Origin of the sequence: Streptomyces sp. TG1A-8, from assembly GCF_030499535.1 — a bacterium.
In the GTDB taxonomy this organism is placed as follows: Bacteria; Actinomycetota; Actinomycetes; order Streptomycetales; family Streptomycetaceae; genus Streptomyces.
The window spans coordinates 5,423,063-5,443,194 of the sequence record NZ_JASTLB010000001.1; the positions used below are offsets into that span (position 1 = coordinate 5,423,063).

The following is a 20,132-nucleotide window of genomic DNA, read 5'->3' on the forward strand; positions in this document are numbered from 1 at the left end:
AGCGCGCGGTGTCCGTGCCCGCCCGTCCGCGCGGGCGGCGCCGCACCCGGGACCAGGTCCCGCTGCGGTACCTCCACGTCCCTTTGGGGATCTACCTGCTGTTCACCCTCGTCCCCTTCTACTGGATTTCTACTGGATCCTGCTCTTCGCGCTGCGCCCGGCCGGTTCCACCTCGCTCGTGCCCTGGCCGGCGACCTGCGACCACTTCCGCAAGGTGTGGACCGAGCGCAGCTTCGCCACCTACTTCGCCAACAGCGTCTGCGTCGGCGTCGCCACCCTGGTGCTGACCACGGTCGTCGCACTGGCCGGCGGCTACGCGCTCGCCCGGTTCGACTTCACGGCCAGGCGCGGCTTCGTGCTGGCCCTGCTGTGCTCCCAGTTCGTGCCGGGCGCGCTGCTGCTGGTGCCGCTGTTCCAGGTCTTCGCCGGGCTCCGGATGATCAACTCGCTGGGCAGCGTCGTCCTCGCCGAGACCGTCTTCCCGCTGCCGCTGCCGATGATCCTGATCAGCGGGTTCATCCGGAACGTGCCGTACTCCCTGGAGGAGGCCGCCTGGGTGGACGGCTGCAACCGGCTGACCGCCTTCCGGGCCGTCGTGCTGCCGCTGCTGCGGCCCGGGCTCATCGCCGTCGGCTCCTTCGCCTTCGTGCACGCCTGGAACCACTTCCTGTTCGCCCTGATGTTCCTGTCCGACCGGAGCAAGCAGACCATCCCGGTCGGCCTGAACACCCTGATGAGCGCGGACAGCGTCGACCTGGGCGCCCTGGCCGCGGGCGGCGTCGTCGCCGCCCCCGTGGTCGTCGTGTTCGCCTTCATCCAGAAGTGGCTGATCACCGGCTTCAGCGCGGGGGCGGTGAAGGGATGACCGCGACACCGCTGCCGGTCGTGCTCGTCGGCGCGCGCGGCCACGGCCGCCGGCACCTGGACAACATCCGCCGGCTCCGGGAAGAGGGCCTGCTCCGCCTGGCGGGCATCTGCGAACTGACCCCGCCGACCGGCGAGGAGATCCCCGACGGGCTCGGCGTCCCCGAGTAGTCCACCGACCTCGGGGCGCTCCTGGACTCCACCGGCGCCCGGATCGCCGTCATCTGCACACCGATCCCGACCCACACCGACCTCGCCCTGACCGCCGCCGCGCGCGGGGTGCACCTGCTGCTGGAGAAACCGCCCGCGCCCTCCTACGCCGCGTACCGGCGCATGGCCGGCAAGGTCGCCGAGGCCGGGCCACAACCTCGGGTCCCGCACCGACCACGAGAAGGCGCTCAGGGGCAGGTTCCGGGGCATCCCCAACCCGACGCTGGACGGCGGGAGGCGGGTGCAGGTGTCCAACCCCGTCGACGGACTGGCCCTGTTCAGGTCCGGCCGGAACGAGGCGGCGGCCTGGAAGTTCATCGAGTTCGCCGCGTCCCACGAGGCCAACAGCGAGTGGAACGAGACGGCGGGGCAGGTGCCGGCCAACACGCGGGCGGCACGGGACGCGTGGGTGCGGGCGTCGGAGCCGACGAAGCTGGCGGCCGAGGCGCTGAACGGGTCCAGGACGAAGATCGTGCAGCTCCCGTACTACCTGCCCGACTGGAACACCCTCTCCAAGGCGGGCAACGAGCCGAACTTCCAGAAGGTGCTGCTCGGGAGGCTGAGCGCGAAGGACTTCCCGGACACGCTGGCCGGCGAGCTGAACAAGGCGCAGGCGGAATGGCGGAGGAACCACTGAGGCGGACCGGCACGGCGCCGGCCCCGCCGGCCCCTCGGACGTCGCCGGCACCGTCACCGGCCCGCCGCCGGCCGGGCCGGTGACGGTGCCGGGGGAGGCGCGCCCCGGGGACCGGGCCCCGGGGACGGAGGCCGGTGCCCGCCCTCCCCCGTGCGGTGATGGCTTGATATCGATCGGGCAACGGGTCTCGCGCTCACCCGGATGACGCGCGTAGAAACCTGTCATGCATAAAACATTGCGGATCGCGGCGGTCACCGCCGCCTGTGCCCTCGCCGGCGGCGCCCTGTACGGGGCCGGCGCGGCCACCGCCGGGCAGTCGACGGCGAACTCGACCCACGAGCCCTACAACATCGGGCTCCTGACGCAGGACATCGACGCCTACTACGGCACCACCACCGACGGCAACGGCGTGTACCAGGCGTCCCCCGACAGCCCGTACGCCAAGGACCTGGCACGGATCGACGCCGACGCCGAGCGCTACATCGACCGGGCCGCCCGCACCGCGCGCCACCACGGCGAGAAGCCGGCCGTCGTCTTCGACATCGACGACACGCTGCTGCTCAGCCTGGACTACGAGAAGCGCAACAACTACGGCTACAACGGCGCCACGTGGGCCGACTACGTGAACCGGGCCGACCGCCCGGCCGTCTTCGGCAGCCCCCAACTGGTGAACTACGCCGAGTCCAAGGGCGTCGAGGTCTTCTACAACTCCGGTCTGAGCGAGGCCCAGCGCACCGCCGCCGTGGAGAACCTGAAGAAGGTCGGCGCCGACGTGAACCTCGACACCGGCCACATGTTCCTCAAGGACAAGGAACACCCGCCGGCCTATCTGGGCGAGTGCGCCGCCCCGGGCGCCTGGACCTGCACGACCGTGCAGTTCAAGGCCGGTACCCGCAAGCACATCGAGGACGACCTCGGCTACGAGATCGTCGCCAACTTCGGCGACCAGTACTCGGACCTGGACGGCGGCCACGCCGACCGCACCTACAAGCTGCCGAACCCGACGTACTTCGTGTCCTGACCGGCCGCCCGGCCGCGGGGGGCGCAGGGGTGCGGGGAAGGGGGCGAGCAGCCCTCCCCCCGCACCCGCGCTCCCGCGGGGCGACCAGCACGGCGCGGCCCGGCGGCGCTCGCGCACCGCGCCGCGGATCCGGGTCCGGGCAGGTTGGCCACCACGCCCCGGACGCGGGCCGGCGGGTGGCCGGCCGCGCGCACCCGGTCCCAGCGGTGCCACAGCGCCAGCAGGGCGTCCGCGACCAGGCCGTCGGCGGCGTCCGGCCCGCCGGTCAGCAGGCGGGCGAGACGGGACAGTTCGGCGTGGTGCCGCTCGAAGAAGGCGTGGAACTCCGCGGAGGCGGCGTCGTCGGCGACCGTGCCCACGGGGACCTCTTCTCGGTACGACCTGCGCATGTCATGTCGGCGACAGGCGCCGTACGGGGTTGCGGACAGCGTATGGCCCGCCGAACCGCCGCACCACGAGCGGGCCCGATCCCGTCGCACGGACAACCCGAAAGCGGCGTGACGGGGGAACGATCCGGCCGCCACCCGCACCGCCGGCCCCGCGCTCCTCGGGGTGAAGTGGGCGGGCCGGAGTGGACCGGTCCCGCGAGGGGGCGCCCGCCCTCCGCTCAGAGCCGGCGGGTCGCCAGGGTCAGCCGGTCCCTCGCGTCGAACAGCGCGTCCTTGATCATCTGTTCGTGGGCCGGGGTCAGCCGGGCCACCGGGACCGAGCAGCTGACGGCGTCGCGGGCCGGGGTGCGGTAGGGGATCGCGATGCCGAAGCAGCGCAGGCCCAGCGTGTTCTCCTCGCGGTCCACGGCGAAGCCCTGCTCGCGGACCTGGTGCAGTTCCCCGATCAGCTCCTCCCGGTCGGTGATCGTGTGCTCGGTGAGCGCGGGCAGCGTCTCCGGGAGCAGCTTGCGCACCTGCTCGTCGGTGTGGGTCGCGAGCAGCGCCTTGCCGAGGGAGGTGGAGTGCGCGGGCAGCCGGCGGCCGACCCGGGTGAAGGGCCGCAGGTAGTGCTGCGACTGGCGGGTGGCCAGGTAGACCACGTTCGTGCCGTCGAGCCGGGCCAGGTGGATCGTCTCCGTGGTGTCGTCGGAGAGCCGGTCCAGGGTCGGGCGGGCCGCGGCCACCACCTCGTCGCCGTCGATGTAGGAGGTGCCGACCAGCAGGGCCCGCACCCCGATGCCGTACCGCGTGCCCGTGGCGTCCGTCTCCACCCAGCCCAGCTCCACCAGCGTGCGCAGCAGCATGTACAGGCTGGACTTGGGGTACCCCACGGCCTCCTGGACGGCCGCGAGGGAGTGCATACCGGGTCGGCCGGCGAAGTACTCGAGCAATTCCACGGTCCGCACCGCGGACTTGACCTGCGCCCCGCCGCCTGTCTCGCCTGCCGACATCGCCCTTGACCCCTTCGTTGGACGGGAAATAGTCTCCGAGCAGCATATTCATCATCAGAGACGGCGTTCAGTATATCGAACGCGACTGATGGGTGACCTGGAAAGCGCCTCAACTGGAGGGACCCGCGGTGGCAGCAGCACCAGTCTGGAGTGTCGACCCGCGCACCGGGAAGCAGCGGGAACAGGTCGCGGTCGAGGCCACGGCCCAGGAGGTGGACGAGGTCGTCACGGCGGCGCACGCCGTGCGCGGCGCCCTCGCCGACCGCGCGGTCCGCGCCGCCTTCCTGCGCTCGGCCGCCGCCGGCCTGGACGCGGCCGGGGAACAGCTGATCGAGGTGGCCGACGCCGAGTCCGCGCTCGGCCCGGTCCGGCTGAGCGGCGAACTCGCCCGCACGACCTACCAGTTGCGGGCCTTCGCCGACATCGTCGACGAGGGCGCCTTCCTGGACGTCGTCATCGACCACCCCGACGACACCGCCACCCCGCCCGTCCCGGACCTGCGCCGCTACAAGGTCCCGCTGGGCGTCGTGGCCGTCTACTCCGCCTCCAACTTCCCCTTCGCCTTCTCCGTCGCCGGCGGTGACACCGCGAGCGCGCTGGCCGCGGGCTGCCCGGTGGTCGTCAAGGCGCACCCCGACCACCCGGCCCTGTCCGAACTGGTCGCCCGGGTGCTGCGCCGGGCCGCCGCCGGGCACGGCGTACCCGAAGGCGTCGTCGGCCTGGTGCACGGCTTCGAGGCGGGCGTGGAACTGATCGAGCACCCGCTGGTCGCCGCCGCGGGCTTCACCGGTTCCGTGCGCGGCGGACGCGCCCTGTTCGACGCCGCCGCCGCCCGTCCGGTGCCCATCCCGTTCCACGGCGAGCTGGGCTCGCTGAACCCGGTCGTGGTCACGGAGGCCGCGGCGGCCGAGCGCGGCGGGGCCATCGGCTCCGGGCTCGCCGGGTCCATGACCCTGGGCGTCGGCCAGTTCTGCGTGAAGCCCGGACTGGTGCTGGTGCCCTCCGGCGCGGCCGGCGACCAGGTGGTGAAGTCCCTCACCGACGCCGTCAGCGACACCGACCCGGGCGTCCTCCTCGACCACCGCATGCGGGACAACTTCCTCGCGGGCGTCGCCGAGCGCGCGGAACTGCCCGAGGTGGGGTCGCCGGTCACGCCGGGCGCGGGCGGCGAGCACACGGTCAGCGCGGGCTTCCTCACCGTGGCGGCGGACAGGCTGACCGAGCGGGGGGCGCACGACCTGCTGCTGGAGGAGTGCTTCGGACCCGTCACCGTGGTGGTCCGCTACGCGGACGAGGCCGAGGCCACGGCGGTGCTGCGCCGGCTGCCGGGCAATCTCACGGCGACCGTCCACCTGTCCTCGCGGGAGGCCGCCGGGCAGGGCCGGGGCGCGGAGATCCTGGCCGAGCTGACGCCGCTGGCGGGACGCGTGCTGGTCAACGGATGGCCGACGGGCGTGGCCGTGGCGCCGGCCCAGCACCACGGCGGCCCGTACCCCGCGACCACCTCCACGGCCACCTCCGTGGGCGGCACGGCCATCGAGCGGTGGCTGCGGCCGGTCGTCTACCAGAACGCGCCCGAGGCGCTGCTGCCGCCCGAGCTGAGGGACGGCAACCCGCTGGGCCTTCCCCGGCGCTTCAACGGGGTGCTGGAGCGGTAGCGGGCGCGGCGGCGGGCCGCGCCGGGCGGCCGCCGCGCCCAGGGACCGGGCGGCCGGGGCACGTCCCCGCCCCCCGTACCCGCGCTTCGCGGGCCCGGGGAATCAACCCGGCTGCTTGAACGTTCACGCACCGGGCGGAGGGGGTCTCCGCGCCGCCGTGACCTGGAGAGCCGAAGACATGCGCGTGGAGATCTGGAGCGACATCGCCTGCCCCTGGTGCTACGTGGGCAAGGCCCGCTTCGACAAGGCGCTGGCCGCCTTCCCGCACCGCGACCGGGTCGAAGTGGTGCACCGCTCCTTCGAACTGGACCCGGACCGCCCGAAGGGCGAGGTCGAACCCGTGCTCACCATGCTCACCCGCAAGTACGGCATGAGCGAGGAACAGGCCCGGGCCGGCGAGGACGGCCTGGGCGCGCAGGCCGCCGCCGAGGGCCTGGCCTACCGCACCCGCGGCCGCGACCACGGCAACACCTTCGACCTGCACCGCCTGCTGCACCTCGCCAAGGAGCACGGCCGGCAGGACGAACTGCTCGCCCTCCTGTACCGGGCCAACTTCGCCGAGGAGCGCTCGCTGTTCACCGGGGGCGACGAACGCCTCGTGGCGCTGGCCGTCGAGGCCGGCCTGGACGCCGGGGCCGCCCGCGCGGTGCTCGCCGACCCCGACGCGTACGCCGACGCGGTGCGCGCCGACGAGCGCGAGGCCGCCCGGCTCGGCGCGAACGGCGTCCCCTTCTTCGTCCTCGACCGCACCTACGGCGTCTCCGGCACCCAGCCCGTCGGCGTCTTCGCCCAGGCGCTGGCCCGGGCCTGGGAGGAGCGGCCGTCGCCCGAACCGGTCGGTCGAGCCGGTGCCGAGGCGTGCGGCCCCGACGGCTGCGCGGTGCCGCGGCACTGAGGAACCGCAGGCCGGCGCCGATGTATAAGGCTTCCTGGGGGAAACCACGCGAGAAAGTGTGATGGACGGGACACGCCCCGGACCGCACAGTGGTCCCATGGAGACCACGGAGACGTTCGAGAGCCTCGTCCGCGCGGAGTTCACCCCGAGGAGCACCTACCTCAACACCGCCAGCAACGGCCTGCTGCCCGCCCGCACCGTCGCCGCCCTGCACCGGGCGGCGCTGCTGCGGGCCGAGGGCCGGCCGCTGACGCCGCTGCACGAGGACGTCGAGGCCTGCCGGGCCGCGTACGCCCGGCTCACCGGCGTGCCCGCCACCCGGGTGGCCGCGGGCGCCTCGGTCGCCGCGCACACCGGGGTGATCGCCGCCTCGCTGCCCGCGGGCGCCGAAGTGCTCACCGTCGAGGAGGACTTCACCTCCGTGCTGAACCCGTTCCACGTGCGCGGCGACCTCAAGGTCCGCACGGTCCCGCTGGAGCGGGTCGCCGAGTCCGTCCGCCCGGGCACCGCGCTCGTCGCGCTCAGCGCCGCGCAGTCCGCCGACGGGCGGATCGCCGACCTGTCCGCCCTGCGCGAGGCCGCCCGCGCGCACGGGGCGCGCACGTACGTGGACTTCTCCCAGTCCGCCGGCTGGCTGCCGGCCGACGCGGACGCCTTCGACTTCACCGCCGCGGTCACCTTCAAGTGGCTGCTCGGCCCGCACGGGTCGGCCTTCCTCACCCTCCCGGAGGACTTCGGCGGACTGACCCCGGTGCTCGCGGGCTGGGTCGCGGGCGAGGACCTCTGGCGCAGCTGCTACGGCCCGGTCACCGACCTCGCCCGCTCGGCGCGGCGGTTCGACCTCACGCCCGCCCTGTTCAGCTACGCCGGGCTGCGCCGCTCGCTGGAACTGGTCGAGGAACTCGGGGTGCCCGCGCTGCACGCGCACGCCGTGGGGCTCGCCGACCGGTTCCGGGCCGGGCTCGCCGGCCTCGGCCACGAGCCGCTGCCCGCCCCCGGCTCGGCGATCGTCTCGGTGCCCGGGCTGGGCTCCAGGCAGCCGGGGCTGAGCGAGGCGGGCATCGAGGTCTCCGACCGCGCCGGCAACCTGCGCGCGGCCTTCCACCTGTACAACACGGCCGCCGACGTGGACCGCCTGCTGGACGCGCTGTCCGGCTGACCGGGCGGGACCCGGCCCGGGGACGGTGTTCCCGGGAGCGGCGCCGGCCCCCTGCGCGGCCCCGCGCCCGGCGGCGGGGCGCGCCGGCCCCTCCGGCGCCACCGCGTCCCGGGGCCGTGGCGGCGGAGCCCGCTACCGCCAGGCGTCCTCCGCCGCCTGCCGCGCCGCCCCGGGGTCCACGGCCAGCCCCTCCCCGGCGAGTGCCGCGCCCAGCGCCGCCAGGGCCCCGTGCACCGCACCCGGCGTCGCGTCGGGTCCGTAGTGGTTGACCCGGACCATCTCCCGGGACAGGGCACCGCCGCCCGCGGCCAGCGGCAGCGCCGGGTCGTCCTCCAGCGCCCGCGCCACCAGCTCCGACGCCACCACCCCGGAGGGCACCCGCAGGGTCGTGGCGACCGGCGCCGCGTCCCCCGCCTCGTACACGTACGGCTCCAGGCCCCCGCCCAGCGCCACCGCCCCGGCCCGCGTGGCCAGTGCCGCGCTGCGGTGCCGGGCCATCACCGCGTCCAGGCCGTCCGCCTCGATCCGCTCCAGGCACGCCTCCAGCGCCAGCATCTCCAGCTGCGCCGGAGCGTGCAGCAGCGCCTTGCGGCCGCCGTCGATCCAGCGCTCCTTCCAGTCGAGCAGGGAGAGGTAGGAGCGGCGCGGGGCGTGCGGGTTGGCCGTCATCCGGGCCCACGCCCGCTCGCTCACCGAGATCGCCGACACGCCCGCCGGGCCGCCCATCGCCTTCTGCGCCCCGATCACGCACAGGTCGACGCCCCACGCGTCCGGCAGCACCGGCTCCGCCCCGACGGAGGCGACCGCGTCGAGGTAGAACAGCGCGCCCTGCTCGCGCACCGCCTCGCCGATCTCGGCGACCGGGTTGGTGTTGCCCGTCGCGGCCTCGGCGTGCACCAACGACACGAAGTCGACGTCCGGGTGCTCGGCGAACGCCTCCCGGACCTGCGCGGCCGTCACCGCCGTGTGGAAGGGCACGGACACGTCGTGCACCGTCGCGCCGCAGTCGCGCAGCCAGTCGCCGAAGGTCTGCCCGTACGGGCCCGTGATCACGTTCAGCGCCACCGTGCCGGGGCCGGCCGCCGCGCGGATCGCGCCCTCCAGCGGCAGCAGCGCCTCGCCCTGGGTGATCACGACGTCCTGCCGGGTGCCGAGCAGCCGGGCCACCCGGTCCGCGATGGCGGCGAACCGCTCGGCCGTCAGCGGGGGCAGATCCAGGAGGGGGTGGGTCACGGCGGTGCTCTCTTTCCGCTCACGAGGGTCACGGGGACCGGTCCGACGTCGACGCAGACGAGGGTAACGCCCGTCCCCGGCCCCCCTCCGGCCGGTGACCCACGGTGACCCGCCGGCAGCCACCGGCGACTTCTCAGGCCGGACGGCCCCGTTGCCATGGGTTTGGTTTGAGGGACCCAAACATCTCCTTATAATCAGAACCCACAGTTATCCATAGGAGATCTCCCCCATGAAAACGCTCCTCGGGCGCCGGACCCGCCTCCTGGCTGCCACCACCGCGACGGCCGGGCTCGTGCTCGTGGCCGGCTGCTCCTCGGACGACGGGGGGAGCGGCAAGACCACCGTCAAGGGGGTCCACCTGGTCAAGGCGGGTCAGCTGACCACCTGCACCCACCTGCCGTACCCGCCGTTCCAGTCGGAGATCGACGGCAAGGTGCAGGGCTTCGACGTCTCCCTCATCGACCTGGTCGCCAAGGACCTCGGCGTCAGGCAGCAGATCCTCGACACGCCGTTCGAGAACTTCAAGACCGGCGCGTTCCTCAACTCCGGGCAGTGCGACCTGGCCGCCGCCGGCATGACCATCACCGCCGAGCGCAAGAAGAACGTCGACTTCTCCGACCCGTACTTCGAGGCCACCCAGGCCGTCCTGGTCGACAGGAAGAGCGGCCTCACCTCCCTCGCGGACGTGCGGGCCAAGGGCAGGAAGCTCGGCGCCCAGGCGCAGACCACCGGTGAGGACTACGCCAAGGCCAAGGGCTACGACCCGGTCTCCTTCGAGTCGTCGGACGCGGTCCTCAACGGCCTGCGCACCGGGCAGGTCCAGGCCGTCGTCATCGACTACCCGGTCGTCCAGGGCTGGCTGAAGGACAAGGCGAACGCGAGCGCCTTCAAGGTCGTCGACAACCTCAAGACCGGCGAGCAGTACGGCTTCACGGTCAAGAAGGGCAACACCGGGCTGCGCGAGGCACTTGACAAGGCCATCGCCGATGCCAAGGCCGACGGCACGTACAAGAAGCTGTACGAGAAGTGGATCGGCCCCTACGACGCCTCCGCCGCCTCCCCCGCCGCCTGACCCCATGACCGACACAGACGCGAAGACCGGGCCCGTCACCAGGGGACTGACCCGCCGCCGGAAGCGCCGGCTGTCACGGGCCGTCCAGTACGTCGTCTTCGTCGCCGCCGTGATCGCCGCCGCGGTCACGGCGGACTGGGGGCGGCTGCAGAACCAGTTCGCGCAAGTGGACATCGCCCGGCAGATGTTCCCGGACGTCATCACGCTCGCGCTGAAGAACACCGTGCTGTACACGGCGTCCGGCTTCGCTGTGGGACTGGCCCTCGGCCTCGTCATCGCCCTGATGCGGCTGTCCTCCGTCGGCCCGTACCGCTGGCTGGCCGGCCTCTACATCGAGATCTTCCGCGGCCTGCCGGCCCTGCTGATCTTCATCTTCATCGCCGTGGCCGTGCCGCTGGCGTTCCCGGGCACGCAGATCGTCGGCGGCACCTACGGCAAGGCGGCCATCGCGCTGGGCCTGGTGGGCGCCGCGTACATGGCCGAGACCTTCCGCGCCGGCATCCAGGCGGTGCCCAAGGGGCAGATGGAGGCGGCCCGCTCCCTCGGCTTCTCGCCCGCCCGCGCGATGGTCTCCGTCATCATCCCGCAGGCCGTGCGGATCATCCTCCCGCCGCTGACCAACGAACTCGTGATCCTCTTCAAGGACTCCTCGCTGGTCCTGCTGCTCGGCGTCACGCTGGAGGAACGGGACCTGTCCAAGTTCGGCCGCGACCTGGCCAGCACGACCGCCAACTCCACGCCGATCCTGGTGGCCGGCCTGTGCTACCTGCTGGTCACCGTCCCGCTCGGCTTCGTCGTGCGCCGCCTGGAGGCCAAGGCCCAGAAGGAGATCAAGTGAGCCGCCCCGAGATCCGCGTCCAGGGGCTGCACAAGTCCTTCGGCGACAACCACGTCCTGCGCGGCATCGACCTGGAGATCGGCCGGGGCGAGGTGGTCTGCGTCATCGGGCCGTCCGGCTCCGGCAAGTCGACCCTGCTGCGCTGCGTGAACCTCCTGGAGGAGCCCACCCGGGGCCGGGTCTTCGTCGGGGGCACCGAACTGACCGACCCGGACGTCGACATCGACGCCGCACGCCGCCGCATCGGCATGGTCTTCCAGCAGTTCAACCTCTTCCCGCACCTGTCCGTCACCGAGAACCTCACGCTGCCCCAGCGCCGGGTGCTCAAGCGGGACAAGGCGGAAGCGGCCCGGATCGCCGCCGAGAACCTGGCCCGCGTCGGCCTGTCCGAGAAGGCCGACGCCCACCCGGCCTCCCTCTCCGGCGGCCAGCAGCAGCGCGTCGCCATCGCCCGCGCCCTCGCCATGGGACCCGGGGTGATGCTGTTCGACGAGCCGACCTCCGCGCTCGACCCCGAGCTGGTCGGCGACGTCCTCGCCGTCATGCGCGGGCTCGCCGAGGAGGGCATGACCATGATGGTCGTCACGCACGAGATGACCTTCGCCCGCGAGGTGGCCGACCGGGTCGTCTTCATGGACGGCGGCGTGATCGTGGAGGACGGCAGCCCCGAGCGGGTCATCGGCGCCCCGCGGCACGAGCGCACCCGCCACTTCCTGTCCCGCCTGCTCGACCCGGCGATGGCGGAGGTGGAGGAGGGGGCCCCGGACCGGGTGGACAGGGCGGAACCGTAGCTCACTAAGGTGCGGTGCATGAGCGATGACGCGGTGCTGCACGTGAAGGGGCGGGTCCTCGCCGGACCCGAGGACGTCCGCGACGGGCTGTGGGTGGTCGGGGGCCGCGTCTCCTACGACCGCCCCGCCGGCGCCCGGGACGTCCGGACCGTCGAGGGCTGGGCGCTGCCCGGCCTGGTCGACGCGCACTGCCACGTCGGCCTCGACGCCGAGGGCCCGGTCGACGCGGAGACCGCCGAGAAGCAGGCCCTGGCCGACCGCGAGGCGGGCACCCTGCTGATCCGCGACGCGGGCTCGCCCGCCGACACCCGCTGGATCGACGACCGCGACGACCTCCCGAGGATCATCCGGGCCGGCCGGCACATCGCCCGCACCCGCCGCTACATCCGCAACTACGCCCACGAGATCGAGCCGGACGCCCTCGTCGACCACGTCGCCCGGGAGGCCCGGCGCGGCGACGGCTGGGTCAAACTGGTCGGCGACTGGATCGACCGCGACCTCGGCGACCTGGCGCCCTGCTGGCCCCGGGAGGCCGCCGGGGCGGCCATCGCCGAGGCCCACCGCCTGGGCGCCCGCGTCACCGCGCACTGCTTCGCCGAAAGCTCCCTGCGCGACCTGGTGGAGGCGGGCATCGACTGCGTCGAGCACGCCACCGGCCTGACCGAGGACCTGATCCCCCTGTTCGCCGAGCGGGGCGTCGCGATCGTCCCGACCCTCGTCAACATCGCCACCTTCCCGCAGCTCGCGGCCGGCGGCGACGCCAAGTACCCGCGCTGGTCGGCGCACATGCGCCGACTGCACGAGCGCCGCTACGACACCGTGCGCGGGGCCCACGACGCCGGCATCCCGGTGTACGTCGGCACGGACGCCGGCGGCTCGCTGGCCCACGGCCTGGTCGCGGCGGAGGTGGCCGAACTGGTCACCGCCGGCATCCCGCCGCTGGCCGCCCTGGCGGCGGCGAGCTGGGGCGCCCGGGCCTGGCTGGGCCGCCCCGGACTGCAGGAGGGGGCGCCGGCCGACCTGGTCGTGTACGAGTCCGACCCCCGGGCGGACGTCCGCGTCCTGGCGGCACCGCGCCGGGTGGTACTGAACGGGCGCGTCGTGGAGTAGGGGAACGCCCGTGCCCGGCGGTCCGAAGGCGCGCCGGGCGACGGCGTCCGGGGCCGCGGGACCCCGGTCAGGCCAGCGCGGCCGACAGCGCCCGCAGGAACCCGTCCGCCGTCGCACGGTCCCGCACGGCGACGCGCACCCAGTCCGCGCCGAGCCCGGGGAACGTGTCCCCCCGCCGCACCGCGTACCCCAGCTCGCGCAGCCGCCGCCGCACCCCCTCGGCCCCCGCCATCCGCACCAGCAGGAACGGCCCCTGCGCGGGCCCCACCACCCGCACCCCGCGCCCGGCGAACGCGCCCAGCCCCGCCACCAGGTGGGCCCGGTCCGCGGAGATCCGGTGCGCCGCGTGCGCCGCCTCCGCCAGCGCCCGGGGCGCCACGCACGCCCGCGCCGCGGCCAGCGCCGGCGTGGACACCGGCCACAGCGGCTGCGCCCGTTCCAGTTCCGCGATCGTCCCCGGGGCCGCCAGCACGTAGCCGATGCGCAGCCCCGCCAGCCCCCACGTCTTGGTCAGGCTGCGCAGCACCACCAGCCCCGGCACGTCCGTCCGCCCGGCCAGCGACTCCCGCTCGCCCGGCACCGCGTCCATGAACGCCTCGTCCACCACCAGCGTCCGCCCGGGACGCGCGAGCCGTGCCAGGACGCCGGCCGGGTGCAGCACCGACGTGGGATTCGTCGGGTTCCCGACCACCACCAGATCGGCCTCCTCCGGCACGGCCGCCGGATCGAGCCGGAACCCGTCCGCCTCGCGCAGCAGCACCCGGTCCACGCTGTGCCCGGCGTCGCGCAGGGCCGCCTCCGGCTCCGTGAACTGCGGGTGCACCACGACCGGCCGACGCACCTCCAGCGCCCGCGCCAGCAGCACGAACGCCTCGGCCGCGCCCGCCGTCAGCAGCACCCGCCGCGCCGGCAGCCCGTGCCGCGCGGCCACCGCCGCCCGCGCGGCCCGCCCGTCCGGGTAGGCGGCGAGGGAGGACAGCGACGCGGCGATCTCCTCGCGCAGCCAGCCCGGAGGCGTGTCCGCGCGGACGTTGACGGCGAGGTCGGCCAGCCCGGCCCCGTCATCCCGGACCTCGGCGTCCCCGTGGTGCCGCAGGTCGGGCCCGGCGCCGGCGGTGCTCCCGGTGTCCTCAGTGAGCATGGCTGTGCGTGTGCCCCCCGTGGTGGTGCCCGTGCCCGTGCCCGTCCCCGTGGTGGTGCCCGTCGTCGTCCGGGTGGAAGTGCGGCTGCTGCGGCAGCCCCACCTTGTCCTCGAAGCCGGGCAGGGCGATGCGGTACACGCACGAGTCGCAGTTCATGCGCAGGTCGCCCCCGACGGCCTCCTCGTACCGTTCCATGACCAGGTCCAGCAGTTCCGGCTCGGGTCCGACGACGTCCGCCGAGCGCACCTCCAGCTCCGGGTGCGCGGCCGCCCAGTCCCGCGCCTGCCGCTCCACCCGGTCCGGCAGGATCCCGGTGAACAGGAAGTAGGGCAGGACGACGATCCGCCGCGCCCCCAGCCGCGCGCACCGGTCGAGCCCGCTCGGCACGTCCGGCGCCGCCAGCGACACGAACGCCGTCTCCACACCGGCGTAGCCGCGCCCCTCCCACAGCAGCCGCGCCGCCTTGTGCACCTCGGCGTTGGCGTCCGGGTCGGTGGAGCCGCGTCCGACCAGCAGCACGGTCACGTCGGACCGCTCGCCCGACGTGCCGGCCAGCGCCTCCTCCAGCCGCCGCTCCAGCACGCGCAGCAGCGCCGGGTGCGGGCCGAGCGGACGGCCGTAGGTGTACGAGATCCCCGGGTGCCGCTCCTTCTCGCGGGCCAGCGCGGCCGGGATGTCCCCCTTGGCGTGCCCGGCGGACACCAGCATCAGCGGCACCGCCGCGAACCGCCGCACGCCCCGCTCGACCAGCTCGGCGACGGCCTCGCCCAGCGGCGGCGGGGACAGCTCGATGAAGCCGCCCGCGACGGGCAGGTGGGGGTGGCGGCGGCCCAGTTCCCGCACGAAGTCGCGGAACGCCTCGGCTCCGGCCTCGTCCCGGGTGCCGTGTCCGGCGATGAGCAGAGCGGGCGGCGGGGTGGTCACGTGGTCTCCTCGGTGGACATCGGGTGGTACAGCAGGGCGTTGAGCGCGGCGGCGGCGACCGCCGAGCCGCCCTTCTCGGACACGTTGCTCACGGCGGGCAGACCGCTCGCCCGCAACGCGGCCTTGGACTCGGCCGCGCCGACGAAGCCGACGGGCAGGCCGATGACGAGCGCGGGGGAGGCGTCCAGGGCGAGCAGCTCCTCCAGGGCGGTCGGCGCGCAGCCGATCACCCACAGCGCCCCGGGCCCGACCTGCTCGTGGGCGAGCCGGACGGCGTGGGCCGAACGGGTCAGCCCCGGTGCGGACCTGGCGTCCCGCAGCCGGCAGACGGTCTCGCGCCGGGTGATGCCGGCCGCGACCATCTCGACGTCGACGACGACGGGCGCCCCGGCGTGCAGCGCCGCGTGCCCCCTGGCCAGGTCGTCCTCGTCGGTGACGAGGTCGGTGGCGTACTCCGGGTCGGCGGCGGAGTGGATGACCCGCTCCACCACCGCCCGGGTCAGCGGCGGGAAGTGCGAGGTGTCCAGGCGGGCGCGCAGCCGCCGGAAGGACTCCTCCTCGATGGGGTGGACCACGCGGTTCACTGGGCGTCCTCCTGCGTGCTGTGCTGCCAGCGGTAGCCGCGCGGGGTCACCATGCGCCCCGCGACGGTCCGGGTGGCCGTGTTGCCGACGGTGACGACCGTCATCATGTCGACGACCGCCGGGTCGAGTTCCGCCAGGGTGGTCACCCGGCTGGACTCGTCCGCCCGCGAGGCGTTGCGGACGACACCGACCGGCGTGGCCGGCTCCCGGTGCTCCGCGAGGATCGCGAGCGCCTTGGGCAGCTGCCAGTGGCGGCCCCGCGAGCGCGGGTTGTAGAAGGTGACGACGAGGTCCGCCTCGGCCGCCGCCCGCACCCGCCGTTCGATGACCTCCCACGGCGTGTGCAGGTCGGACAGGCTGATCGACACGTGGTCGTGGCCCAGCGGCGCCCCCAGGACCGCCCCGGCCGCCAGCGCGGCCGTCACGCCGGGCACCCCGACCACGTCGATGTCGCAGGAGGCCTCGGCGAGCGCGGGGGAGGCCATCGCGTACACGCCCGCGTCCCCGCTGCCGATCAGCGCCACCGCGTGCCCCCGGCGGGCCTCGGCGACGGCCGTACGGGCCCGCTCCTCCTCCGCGCCGAGCCCCGACTCCAGCACCCGGGTGCCCGGCCGCAGCAGGTCGCGGATCTGGTCGACGTACTGGTCGAGCCCGACCAGCACCGAGGCCCGCCGCAGCTCGGCGGCGGCGCGCGGGGTGAGCAGGTCGCGGGCGCCGGGGCCGAGCCCGACCACCGCGAGCCGCCCGCGCCCCGGACGCCGTGCGACGGCACAGGTCGCCATGGCCGGCCGCGCCGCGGACCTGCGCTTGGGCACGAGGAGTTCGCCGCCGCCCACCAGGGCCGCCGCCTCGGCGACCGACGGGGTGCCGACGGCGGCGAGCGGCGCGTCGGACGGGTTGGGCACCTCGACGGCCGCCAGCCGTCCGGCCGGGTACGTCACCAGGGGCACCCCGAGCCGTTCGGCGGCCGCGACGATGCCGGGCTCCTGCGACTTGGCGTCCACGGTGGCCAGTTCGGCCACGGACCGCACCGAGAGCCCCGCCTCGCGCAGCGCCTCCCCGATCAGCCCCAGGACCTCCTCGGCCGGCGCGCCCCTGGACGCGCCGACCCCGACCACCAGGGACGGCGGCCTCAACAGCACCTCCCGCTCGCCGGGTTCGACGGCGCGGTCGGTGAGCCGGACGGTGTACGACCCCCGCACCGAGGTCGGCAGCGCCGGCAGCGGCCACGGCACCTCGGCCTCCAGCGCCACCGGTTCGCCGTCCAGCAGGGCCCGGGACACCGCGGCGACCGCACCCTCGAAGGGCAGCCCGAGGGTGTCGAGCCCCGGCAGGTCCACGGCGTCCGTGGCGGTCGTCACCACCGGCTCGGCACCCAGCAGCGCGCCCACCTCACGGGCGAGTTCGTTGGCGCCCCCGCCGTGCCCGCCGACCAGGGACACCGCGAACCGGCCGCCCTCGTCGACGCAGACGACGCCCGGGTCGTCCGCCTTGCCGCCGAGCAGCGGGGCGAGCAGCCGTACCGTCGCGCCCGTCGCCAGGAAGCACACCAGCTGCCCGCACTCGGCGAACGCGCTCCGCACGGCCTCCCCGACGGGGCCGTCGTACACCCGTGTGCGGTCCGGCCAGGCCGCGGCCAGCCGGTCCCGCGCCGCCGCCCCCGCCGCGGTGGCGGAAATGAGGCCGATCACTGGACAACTCCTTCACTAGACGACGGGGTTCTGGCACCCCAGAGCAGAAACACGGGATTGGTGGCCGCGAGCCGGGTCACGTCCCCGGGCAGCGGCGCCAGCCGCGACGACTGCAGCAGCACGCCGTCGCAGCCGAACCCGGCGGCCGTGAGCGCCTCGCGCACCACCGGCACCCGGTCCAGCGCGGCCACGGCGACGACCACGGTCCGCCGCGCCCGCCGTGCGCAGGCGGTGACGACGGCGGGCAGTTCGCGCCCCCCGCCGCCGATGAACACGGCGTCGGGATCGTCCAGGCCGGACAGTGCGGCCGGTGCCGTGCCGTGCACCACGTCCACGTCGACGCCGTGGGCGCGCGCGTTGGCGCGGATCCGCCCGGCCCCGTCCGGGGTCTTCTCGACGGCGACGACGGCCGCGCCGAGCCGGGCGCACTCCACGGCCACCGAACCCGATCCGGCGCCCACGTCCCACACCAGGTCTCCCAGGCGCGGCCCCAGCCGGGCCAGCGCCAGGGCCCGCACCTCGAACTTGGTGATCATCGAGTCCCGGTGCGCGAAGGCGGCCTCGTCCAGCGCCCACCGGTCCGGTCCCGCGCGCACCCCGGCGACCGTCCGCGCCGGTGCCGGCGCCCGGCCCTCGTCCAGGCACAGCACCACGCTCACCGCCGCGCCCCAGTCCCGCCGGGCGGCCTCGGCGGGCGTCACCCGCTCCACCCGCTCCCGCTCCGGGTCGCCGAGCGAGCTCGCCACCACGAGGACGCGGCCGTCCGGCAGCGCGGCCCCCAGCTCGGCGGGCCCGGCCCCCGGCCCGGTCAGCACGGCCACCTTGGGATGCGCGCGGCACGCGTTGACCGCCGTACGCAGCTCCCGGCCGTGCGCGCTGACCACCACCGCGTCGTCCCACGGCAGTCCGGCCCGGGCGAACGCGGCGGCCACCGAGGACACCCCCGGCCGCACGTCCAGCCGCCCGGCCCCGAACCGCTCGGCCAGCGCCCGCACGATCCCGAAGAACCCGGGGTCCCCGGAGGCCAGCACGCAGACCGGCAGGTCCTTCTCCGCGTACCGCGCGATCGCGTCCAGGGCGGGCGCCAGCGGCCCGAGCACGATCCGCTCCGCGCCCGCGGGCAGCCGCACCGCGTCCAGGTGGCGGCGCCCGCCGACCACGAGCGCGGCCCCGGCGAGCGCGCCGGGCGGGACCGGCGCTCCCGTCCCCGTGCCGACGACCGTGATCAACTCTTCGCCCCCCGCTCGCGCAGGGCCCGCCGCGCCTCGGGGTCGGCCTTGCGGTGGCCGTGGAAGTGCCCCGGGTGGTACAGGTGCGAGCGGGTGCCGTGGGCGTCCAGGGCCGGGCCGACCAGGAAGAGCGTGTGCTTCCAGAACCTGTGCTCCTTGACGGTCTCCTCCAGCGTGCCGATGGTGCACCGCACGATCAGCTCCTCCGGCCAGGTCGCCTGGTGGGCGACGATCACCGGGGTGCCGGCCGGGTAGCCGCCCTCCAGCAGCTCGCGCACCAGCTGGCCGCTGCGGGCCGCCGACAGGAAGACCGCCATGGTGGTGCCGTGCCGGGCGAACTCGCGCACCTCCTCGCCGGGCGGCATCGGCGTCTTGCCGCCGCCCAGCCGGGTCAGGACCACGGACTGGGCCACCTCCGGGACGGTCAGCTCGCGCCGGACGAGCGCGGCGACCGCGGAGAAGGACGACACCCCCGGTACGACCTCCGTGGCGATCCCGATGTCGGCGCACCGGTCCAGCTGCTCCTGCGTGCCGCCCCACAGCGCCGGGTCGCCGGAGTGGATGCGCGCCACCCGCAGCCCCTCGGCGTGGGCGCGCCGGTAGACGGCCACCACGTCCTCCAGGGACATGACGGCCGAGTCCAGGATCTCCGCGCCCTCGCGCGCGTGCTCCAGGACCTCGGCCTGGACCAGGCTGGCCGCCCAGATCACCACGTCCGCCTCCGCGATCGCGCGCGCGGCCCGGAACGTCAGCAGGTCGGCGGCGCCGGGGCCGGCACCGACGAACGTCACCTTGCCGGTGGGGGCATCGGCCATGGGAAGGGTCCTCTCCTACGGAAGCTCTGGACGTGGTCTCCCGCACACCGGGCGGGAGGATCAGGGGGAATGTCAGGGTTTGGCGGTGCGGTGAACGCGCTGGATGTGCGCTGGGGCGCCTCCATCGGATAGCAAGGGCCCATGGCGGTCTTCGTCGCGCTCGGCGCGTTCTTGATGACGCTGGCCGGCGGCTGGACGGCACAGCGGGTGACCGACCGCCGCCATCTCGTCCTGGGGCTGGCCGGCGGGCTGATGCTGGGCGTGGTCGGCCTGGACCTGCTGCCGGAGGCGCTCGACGCGGCCGGCCGCGAGGTCTTCGGCGTGCCCGCGGCCCTGCTGCTGTTCGTGGCCGGGTTCCTGCTGGCCCACCTGGTGGAGCGCACGCTGGCCGCGCGCCAGGCGGCCCACGGCGGTGACGAGCACACCCACCGGGCGCCCCAGGTGGGCCTGACGGCGGCCGGCGCGATGGTCGGCCACAGCGCCATGGACGGCGTGGCGATCGGCGCGGCCTTCCAGGTGGGCGGCGGCATGGGCACGGCCGTGGCGCTCGCCGTGATCGCGCACGACTTCGCCGACGGCTTCAACACCTTCACCCTCACGAGCCTGTACGGCAACGCCCGCCGCCGGGCGCTGGCGATGCTCCTGGCCGACGCCTGCGCCCCGCTCGCGGGCGCGCTGTCGACCCTGTTCTTCCACCTCCCGGAACAGGCGCTCGGCGGCTACCTCGGTCTCTTCGGCGGTGTCCTGCTCTACCTCGCCGCCGCCGAGATCCTCCCCGAGGCCCACCACGAGCACCCCGCCCGCTCCACCCTGCTGTGCACGGTGGCCGGCGCGGCCTTCGTCTGGCTGGTGGTCGGCCTCTCCGGCGGCTGAGCGCA

General features: G+C 74.9%; 17 protein-coding genes and 4 pseudogenes. 12 read left to right on the plus strand and 9 right to left on the minus strand.

Features of this window, described 5'->3' with window-relative positions; genetic code table 11:
- Positions 1-14 precede the first annotated feature (14 nt).
- The 4 genes and pseudogenes from QQY24_RS23815 to QQY24_RS23830 all read left to right on the plus strand — a co-directional run bounded on the left by QQY24_RS23815 (position 15) and on the right by QQY24_RS23830 (position 2,732).
- Positions 15-865: pseudogene (locus QQY24_RS23815) on the plus strand (carbohydrate ABC transporter permease).
- A gap of 5 nt (positions 866-870) precedes the next feature.
- A pseudogene (locus QQY24_RS23820) lies at positions 871-1,224 on the plus strand (Gfo/Idh/MocA family protein); the annotation flags it as partial.
- A 1-nt stretch (position 1,225) separates the two neighbouring features.
- Positions 1,226-1,711 (plus strand): annotated as a pseudogene (locus QQY24_RS23825) (sugar ABC transporter substrate-binding protein); the annotation flags it as partial.
- Positions 1,712-1,934: 223 nt separating this feature from the next.
- Positions 1,935-2,732 carry an HAD family acid phosphatase gene (locus QQY24_RS23830; RefSeq protein ID WP_301974747.1) on the plus strand — a complete coding sequence of 266 codons (798 nt, stop codon included), beginning with the start codon at positions 1,935-1,937 and terminating at the stop codon, positions 2,730-2,732.
- Positions 2,733-2,807: 75 nt separating this feature from the next.
- Here QQY24_RS23830 and QQY24_RS23835 read toward each other — a convergent pair.
- Both QQY24_RS23835 and QQY24_RS23840 read right to left on the minus strand, forming a co-directional pair.
- Positions 2,808-3,091: pseudogene (locus tag QQY24_RS23835) on the minus strand (sigma factor); the annotation flags it as partial.
- A gap of 248 nt (positions 3,092-3,339) precedes the next feature.
- Positions 3,340-4,113, minus strand: a complete 774-nt coding sequence (locus QQY24_RS23840; RefSeq protein ID WP_301974748.1) for an IclR family transcriptional regulator — start codon at positions 4,111-4,113, stop codon at positions 3,340-3,342.
- A 128-nt stretch (positions 4,114-4,241) separates the two neighbouring features.
- Between QQY24_RS23840 and QQY24_RS23845 the strand changes: the two genes are divergently transcribed.
- From QQY24_RS23845 to QQY24_RS23855, 3 genes are all read left to right on the plus strand, one after another.
- Entirely contained in the window at positions 4,242-5,771 is a 1,530-nt protein-coding gene (locus tag QQY24_RS23845) for an aldehyde dehydrogenase (NADP(+)) (RefSeq protein ID WP_301974749.1), read from the plus strand.
- A 178-nt stretch (positions 5,772-5,949) separates the two neighbouring features.
- On the plus strand, positions 5,950-6,666 hold the full coding sequence (locus tag QQY24_RS23850) for a DsbA family oxidoreductase (RefSeq protein WP_301974750.1): 717 nt from the start codon (positions 5,950-5,952) through the stop codon (positions 6,664-6,666).
- Positions 6,667-6,763: 97 nt separating this feature from the next.
- A complete protein-coding gene (locus tag QQY24_RS23855; protein ID WP_301974751.1) occupies positions 6,764-7,825 on the plus strand; it encodes an aminotransferase class V-fold PLP-dependent enzyme in 1,062 nt (353 codons plus the stop codon).
- A gap of 132 nt (positions 7,826-7,957) precedes the next feature.
- Here the strand turns inward: QQY24_RS23855 and QQY24_RS23860 are convergent, their stop codons facing one another.
- Positions 7,958-9,058, minus strand: coding sequence for an alanine--glyoxylate aminotransferase family protein (locus QQY24_RS23860; protein WP_301974752.1), 1,101 nt, complete (start codon positions 9,056-9,058; stop codon positions 7,958-7,960).
- Positions 9,059-9,287: 229 nt separating this feature from the next.
- On the opposite strand from QQY24_RS23860, the gene QQY24_RS23865 reads away from it, so the two are divergent.
- The 4 genes from QQY24_RS23865 to QQY24_RS23880 are packed head-to-tail and all read left to right on the plus strand — an operon-like array spanning position 9,288 to position 12,869.
- Positions 9,288-10,130 (plus strand): transporter substrate-binding domain-containing protein, encoded by an 843-nt coding sequence (locus QQY24_RS23865; protein WP_301974753.1) that lies wholly within the window; start codon positions 9,288-9,290, stop codon positions 10,128-10,130.
- Between the two features lie 4 nt (positions 10,131-10,134).
- The gene (locus QQY24_RS23870) at positions 10,135-10,968 is read left to right on the plus strand and encodes an amino acid ABC transporter permease (RefSeq protein ID WP_301974754.1); all 834 of its coding nucleotides are present in this window, start codon (positions 10,135-10,137) and stop codon (positions 10,966-10,968) included.
- Positions 10,965-11,759 carry an amino acid ABC transporter ATP-binding protein gene (locus tag QQY24_RS23875; RefSeq protein WP_301974755.1) on the plus strand — a complete coding sequence of 265 codons (795 nt, stop codon included), beginning with the start codon at positions 10,965-10,967 and terminating at the stop codon, positions 11,757-11,759. The genes QQY24_RS23870 and QQY24_RS23875 overlap by 4 nt, the downstream gene beginning before the upstream one ends.
- Before the next feature lie 18 nt (positions 11,760-11,777).
- The gene (locus QQY24_RS23880) at positions 11,778-12,869 is read left to right on the plus strand and encodes an amidohydrolase family protein (RefSeq protein WP_301974756.1); all 1,092 of its coding nucleotides are present in this window, start codon (positions 11,778-11,780) and stop codon (positions 12,867-12,869) included.
- Positions 12,870-12,936: 67 nt separating this feature from the next.
- On the opposite strand, the gene cobC is transcribed toward QQY24_RS23880, so the two are convergent.
- From cobC to cobM, 6 genes are read right to left on the minus strand one after another with little or no spacing between them, the layout of a single operon-like run.
- Positions 12,937-14,010: an Rv2231c family pyridoxal phosphate-dependent protein CobC gene (gene cobC / locus QQY24_RS23885; protein ID WP_301974757.1), complete on the minus strand. Its 1,074-nt coding sequence runs from the start codon at positions 14,008-14,010 to the stop codon at positions 12,937-12,939.
- Positions 14,000-14,935: a sirohydrochlorin chelatase gene (locus QQY24_RS23890; protein WP_301974758.1), complete on the minus strand. Its 936-nt coding sequence runs from the start codon at positions 14,933-14,935 to the stop codon at positions 14,000-14,002. Before QQY24_RS23890 ends, cobC begins: the two co-directional genes overlap by 11 nt.
- Positions 14,932-15,519 (minus strand): precorrin-8X methylmutase, encoded by a 588-nt coding sequence (locus QQY24_RS23895; RefSeq protein ID WP_301974759.1) that lies wholly within the window; start codon positions 15,517-15,519, stop codon positions 14,932-14,934. Before QQY24_RS23895 ends, QQY24_RS23890 begins: the two co-directional genes overlap by 4 nt.
- On the minus strand, positions 15,516-17,210 hold the full coding sequence (cobJ, locus tag QQY24_RS23900) for a precorrin-3B C(17)-methyltransferase (protein WP_301974760.1): 1,695 nt from the start codon (positions 17,208-17,210) through the stop codon (positions 15,516-15,518). Before cobJ ends, QQY24_RS23895 begins: the two co-directional genes overlap by 4 nt.
- Positions 17,207-18,439, minus strand: coding sequence for a precorrin-6y C5,15-methyltransferase (decarboxylating) subunit CbiE (cbiE, locus tag QQY24_RS23905; RefSeq protein ID WP_301974761.1), 1,233 nt, complete (start codon positions 18,437-18,439; stop codon positions 17,207-17,209). Before cbiE ends, cobJ begins: the two co-directional genes overlap by 4 nt.
- The gene (gene cobM / locus QQY24_RS23910) at positions 18,436-19,254 is read right to left on the minus strand and encodes a precorrin-4 C(11)-methyltransferase (protein WP_301974762.1); all 819 of its coding nucleotides are present in this window, start codon (positions 19,252-19,254) and stop codon (positions 18,436-18,438) included. Before cobM ends, cbiE begins: the two co-directional genes overlap by 4 nt.
- A 141-nt stretch (positions 19,255-19,395) precedes the next feature.
- On the opposite strand from cobM, the gene QQY24_RS23915 reads away from it, so the two are divergent.
- Positions 19,396-20,127, plus strand: coding sequence for a ZIP family metal transporter (locus tag QQY24_RS23915; protein WP_301974763.1), 732 nt, complete (start codon positions 19,396-19,398; stop codon positions 20,125-20,127).
- The last annotated feature ends 5 nt before the right edge of the window (positions 20,128-20,132 follow it).